Origin of the sequence: Sulfitobacter sp. (assembly GCF_041552635.1) — a bacterium.
Taxonomy (GTDB): domain Bacteria; phylum Pseudomonadota; class Alphaproteobacteria; order Rhodobacterales; family Rhodobacteraceae; genus Sulfitobacter.
The window spans coordinates 1-4,737 of sequence record NZ_JBFEKM010000231.1; the positions used below are offsets into that span (position 1 = coordinate 1).

General features: G+C 57.7%; 4 protein-coding genes and 2 pseudogenes. All 6 read right to left on the bottom strand.

Annotation, left to right across the window (positions count from 1 at the left end; all coding sequences use genetic code 11):
- Positions 1-131, bottom strand: a pseudogene (locus ABYT07_RS18980) (pyrroloquinoline quinone biosynthesis protein C); the annotation flags it as partial.
- Positions 128-1,024: a pyrroloquinoline quinone biosynthesis protein PqqB gene (pqqB, locus tag ABYT07_RS18985; protein ID WP_372993588.1), complete on the bottom strand. Its 897-nt coding sequence runs from the start codon at positions 1,022-1,024 to the stop codon at positions 128-130. The gene pqqB and the pseudogene ABYT07_RS18980, both read right to left, overlap by 4 nt.
- Before the next feature lie 24 nt (positions 1,025-1,048).
- The gene (gene pqqA, locus ABYT07_RS18990; RefSeq protein ID WP_260001451.1) at positions 1,049-1,153 is read right to left on the bottom strand and encodes a pyrroloquinoline quinone precursor peptide PqqA; all 105 of its coding nucleotides are present in this window, start codon (positions 1,151-1,153) and stop codon (positions 1,049-1,051) included.
- Positions 1,154-1,369: 216 nt separating this feature from the next.
- Positions 1,370-2,512, bottom strand: coding sequence for an iron-containing alcohol dehydrogenase (locus ABYT07_RS18995; RefSeq protein WP_372993589.1), 1,143 nt, complete (start codon positions 2,510-2,512; stop codon positions 1,370-1,372).
- Positions 2,513-2,620: 108 nt separating this feature from the next.
- A complete protein-coding gene (glpK, locus tag ABYT07_RS19000) occupies positions 2,621-4,108 on the bottom strand; it encodes a glycerol kinase GlpK (protein ID WP_372993590.1) in 1,488 nt (495 codons plus the stop codon).
- Between the two features lie 162 nt (positions 4,109-4,270).
- Positions 4,271-4,737 (bottom strand): annotated as a pseudogene (locus tag ABYT07_RS19005) (carbohydrate ABC transporter substrate-binding protein); the annotation flags it as partial.

Genomic DNA, 4,737 nt, shown 5'->3' on the forward strand with positions numbered 1-4,737 from the left:
ACCCAGGCCCGCACCTGATCGGGGGAACATCCCCCCGAATGCAACAGATGATGGAATGGATGCTTGTCGTGATACCGCTCAGCCCCGATCTGGCGCAGACGGGCTTCGAATTCGGCGGGTGATGCTGTCATATTTTCAGTTCCATGCCGTCTTGGGCCACCGTCCAGCCTGCGGCTTCGGCCTGTTTCTTTTGTTCTGACGTGGGGCGTAAAACCGGATTGGTGTTGTTCATGTGGACGAAAACCTTTTGGCCCACTGCAATATCCTCGAACGCCGCAATGGACCCGTCCGGCCCCGACATCGACATGTGCCCCATGCGCTGCCCTGTTTTCTGGCTAAGCCCAGCCGTGACCATTTCGTCATCCTGCCATAGCGTGCCGTCAAACATCACCATATCCGCCCCGTCGATACGATAGCGCAGGTCATCCGTCATCGTCGAACAGCCCGGAATGTAGAACACATTCTTGCCCTCGGCGCTTAGGTGCACGCCCACGGTCTGCTCCCCCTCCAGATCGGTCTGGACGATGCCCCCTTCCAGATACAAGGGCACCTTGCCCGGAACGGCGAACAGCCGCGCGGACAGGCCTGTTGTCAGCTCAAACTCCTGATCCAACGCAATTTTTGTGCGGGTAACAAAAGCAGGGTTCAGCGCGGCAAAGATCGGATTGTCTGCGATCACCTGATGGATTTCAGAGGTCGCGAATAGGTCAAACGCCTGCTGTTCGCGCAGGGTTAATAACCCTGCAACGTGGTCGATATCCCCATTGGTCAGCAATACCGACCGCAACGGGGATTTGCGCAGGTCGGTGGGGTGCAAAACGGCTGCACGCGCCATCTGATCGCGGATATCGGGGGATGCATTCAGAATTGCCCAGTCTGTCCCATTCGCGCTGAATGCGACCGAAGATTGGGTTTGGGGCGGTATCGCCCCCCTGCGTGCAAGGTTGCAGTTTTCACAGCCACAATTCCATTGTGGCAAACCGCCCCCGGCCGCAGCACCAAGAATATGCGCGCGGAATGACATTAAATACTCCGCACGCTTGATTTCTTAGAACAAAACGCCGTCGTCGCTCTCGCGATCGCCGTCAGGACCGTACATGTTGATTTCCATACCGCATTCGATTTCACGAATAATTGGTTTCGCCCATGCCATTTTAGTTCCTCCCAAAAAGTAAGCATATGAGTACAGTCTGGTTTTGGTGTTGTCGAATGTCTATGCGACCAAGGTGCAAGTTCACCCGGTTGTGACAGGACCATTACCCGCGTGCGGCACCCTTTTGCCGATGTGTCGAACCTGGCCACGACAACGTGCCCAGTTATTCGCTCAACCGCTCGGGCAAGCTGCGCCAAATTTGCAGTGGCTCATGGCCTACTGCGCTTGCTGTAAAATCTCCAACAGGTCTTCTTTTGACAACACAAACGGATTGCCTTTCATGGAAGACGCCTTTGCCGATGCATCGGCAATCTGGGCATGATCGCGCGGCGACAGCCCCATATCAGATAGGCCCCGCAGCCCTTGCGCCTTGGACCAGCCCGACAACCCAACGATGCCTGATCCGGCGTGTTCGGTTCCAAAATGGCTATCAAGAATGCCAATGACCCAGTGAATACGATTATAAATTTCGGTCTGCGGCTTTGCTTGTCGCAGATGAGAATTCAGAACTGCGGGCAGCAATGCGCCGCAGATTTCACCATGTGGCGCATTGGTTTTACCGCCAATCACCCCGGCAAAGCCGTGGACAGCCCCAAGCCCGGCATTTGCCAGCGCCAGACCGCCACAGGTGCTGACCCATGCCATGTGATCCCACGCCTGGGGGGAATCCTTTTCGACAAGATCGCGCAACACCCCAATACCCGCCGGAATGGCCGCGCCACACAGCGCATCGGTCATCGGGTTTGATTTGACCGATAAATATGGTTCGATCACCTGCGTGATGGCATCCAGCCCTGCGGCAAGGGTGATATTTTTGGGCGCACCTTGCATCAGGTCCGCATCGGCGATGGCGATATCGGGCACCATGCGCGGGTCGCGCAGGCTGACTTTGACGGCATGTTCGGGCACCGAAATCACGGCGTTCTTGGTAACCTCTGCCCCCGTTCCAGCTGTGGTTGGCAAGGCAATCATCGGGATCGGCCGCTGTTCAAGAGGCAAGCCACCGCCCACCCCTTCAAGATAGTCCAAAGGGGGGCGATCATTGGGCAGCAGTGCTGCCAGCGCTTTGGCAAAGTCGATGACAGACCCGCCGCCCAACGCGATCACGACGTCGGGCGGCGTGCCTTTTAGCTGGGCAAGAGCAGCCTCTATATCGGGCAAGCTGGGTTCGTTCCGACAGCTTTGAGTGGTTGTGGTCAGCCCTTGGGCCTTGCATGATTTCAGCAGCCAATCGGCCCGTGCAGCATTTGCCCCGTGCACCACCAAGACCGCCCCGCCAAAACCAGCGGCAAGCGCTGCCGCTTGCTGGCTTTGGCCGCGTCCGAAATGGATCGCCTGGGGGCTGAAAAATGAAAACATCCGTCTCTCCTTTTGCGCGACACCTAACAGCACGCCTTTGGCGCGACACCTAGCAGCACGCCTTTGGCGCGACACCTAGCAGCACGCCTATTCAACCCTGCGCGATGCTCAGAAACTAAGTGTTGCTTGAACCGCTTTCTTCCAAACCGCATATTTCGAAGCCCGCAACGCATCGTCCATCTTCGGTTTGAATTGGGTTTCGCGCGCCCATTTTGCGGCAAATTCCAGTTGATCCGGATAGACACCCGCATGCATGCCCGCCAGCCAAGCCACGCCAAGCGCCGTCGTTTCATGCACCTTTGGGCGATCGACCGGCGCACCAATGATGTCAGACAGGAATTGCATCGTCCAATCGCTTGCCGCCATGCCGCCGTCCACCCGCAAGGTCGGCTGCACGCCGCTTGCCTGCCAGTCTGACGCCATCGCCTCAAGCAGATCGCGCGTCTGGTAGCCAACGCTTTCCAACGCGGCTTTGGCCATTTCGGCGGGGCCGGTGCTGCGCGTCAACCCAAAGGCGGCCCCCCGACAATCAGGGTTCCAATACGGCGCGCCCAAGCCGACAAAGGCAGGCACAAGAACGACGTTTTGATGCGGGTCAGCCTGTTCGGCCAGCGCTTGGGTTTCAGCGGCGTCACTGATGATGTGCAACCCATCGCGCAACCACTGAACGACCGCGCCCGCGACAAAAATCGACCCTTCCAGCGCATAGGTCGGTTTGCCGTCCAGCTGGTAGGCGATGGTCGTCAACAACCGGTTCTTGGACATCACGGGCGCATCGCCGGTGTTCAAAAGCGCAAAGCAGCCGGTGCCGTAGGTAGACTTCAGCATGCCCGGTTCAAAACATGCCTGCCCGACAGTGGCGGCTTGTTGGTCACCCGCAACGCCGTGAATGGGAATTGAGCCGCCAAACAGATCGGGCTGGGTTGTGCCAAAATCGGCGGCACAGTCTTTGACTTCGGGCAGCATTTGCATGGGTATGTCGAATACGTCGCAGATCGTGCTGCTCCACCGTCCTTTGCGGATGTCATACAGCATCGTGCGCGCCGCGTTGGTCGCGTCTGTCGCGTGGGTTTTGCCGCCTGTCAGTTTCCAGATCAGAAAACTATCCACGGTGCCGAAAAGCAATTCGCCCTTGGCTGCGCGTTCGCGCGCGCCTTGGACATGATCAAGAATCCACTTGAGCTTGGTCCCCGAGAAATAAGGGTCCAACAACAGTCCGGTGCGGTCGCTGATCATCGGCTCATGCCCCGCCGCGCGCAGCTTGCTGCACGTGTCAGAGGTGCGCCTGTCCTGCCAGACGATGGCGTTATGAACCGGCTCTCCGGTGGTTTTATCCCAGACCACCACCGTTTCACGTTGGTTGGTGATACCAATTCCAGCAATTTGCGACGGGGTGATTTTCGCACGCTCAATAGCGCTGCGGCAGGTGTTCAATGTGGTTTTCCAAAGGTCTGCGGGATCATGTTCGACCCACCCCGATTGCGGGAAATGCTGTGCGAATTCTTCCTGAGCACTGGAAACGACGGCCATCGCGCCATCAAATACAATCGCGCGGGTGGACGTGGTGCCCTGATCGATCGCAACAATAAAGGTCATCGGTGTCCCCGCAGTGTCAAATGGTGTGTATTAGGATCTGCCCCAAAAGACGGTCCGACGTCAAACCTTGGGCCGATCGCGCCAGCCAAAGGGGCGGCGTCATTGTGTTTGTCAGGCATAAAGTGTTCCGGGGCCAGTCAAAACCGGCCCCGGATCAGTGGCTTACTGCCAGGATTTGATCAGCTCGTCATAGGAAATCGTGACGGGCGTTTCATCTTCGTTTTCAAGCTTTGGCTTGGGCGAGCCGGGCTGGGACAGCCAATATTCCGGATCCTGTTCCTCGTTCATCACCGGGCCGATGTCGCCCTGAACGCCTGCGCGTTCCAGACGGATCAGGACTTTTTCCTGATCGGCGCAAAGCGCGTCAAGCGCTTCTTGCGGGGTTTTCGCACCGGACATTGCGTCGCCGATGTTCTGCCACCACAGTTGGGCCAGCTTTGGATAGTCAGGAACGTTGGTGCCGGTTGGCGACCACTGAACCCGTGCAGGCGAGCGGTAGAATTCAACCAGACCACCCAGTTTCGGCGCACGCTCGGTAAAGCTTTCGTGCTGGATCGTGGATTCACGAATGAATGTCAGACCAACATGGCTTTTCTTTACGTCCACAGTCTTGGACGTCACGAACTGCG

Bases quoted from the DNA above. Each gene is read 5' to 3' on its own strand.
- pqqB (WP_372993588.1), bottom strand. From the start codon at position 1,024: ATGTCATTCCGCGCGCATATTCTTGGTGCTGCGGCCGGGGGCGGTTTG.
- pqqA (WP_260001451.1), bottom strand. From the start codon at position 1,153: ATGGCATGGGCGAAACCAATTATTCGTGAAATCGAATGCGGTATGGAA.
- ABYT07_RS18995 (WP_372993589.1), bottom strand. From the start codon at position 2,512: ATGTTTTCATTTTTCAGCCCCCAGGCGATCCATTTCGGACGCGGCCAA.
- glpK (WP_372993590.1), bottom strand. From the start codon at position 4,108: ATGACCTTTATTGTTGCGATCGATCAGGGCACCACGTCCACCCGCGCG.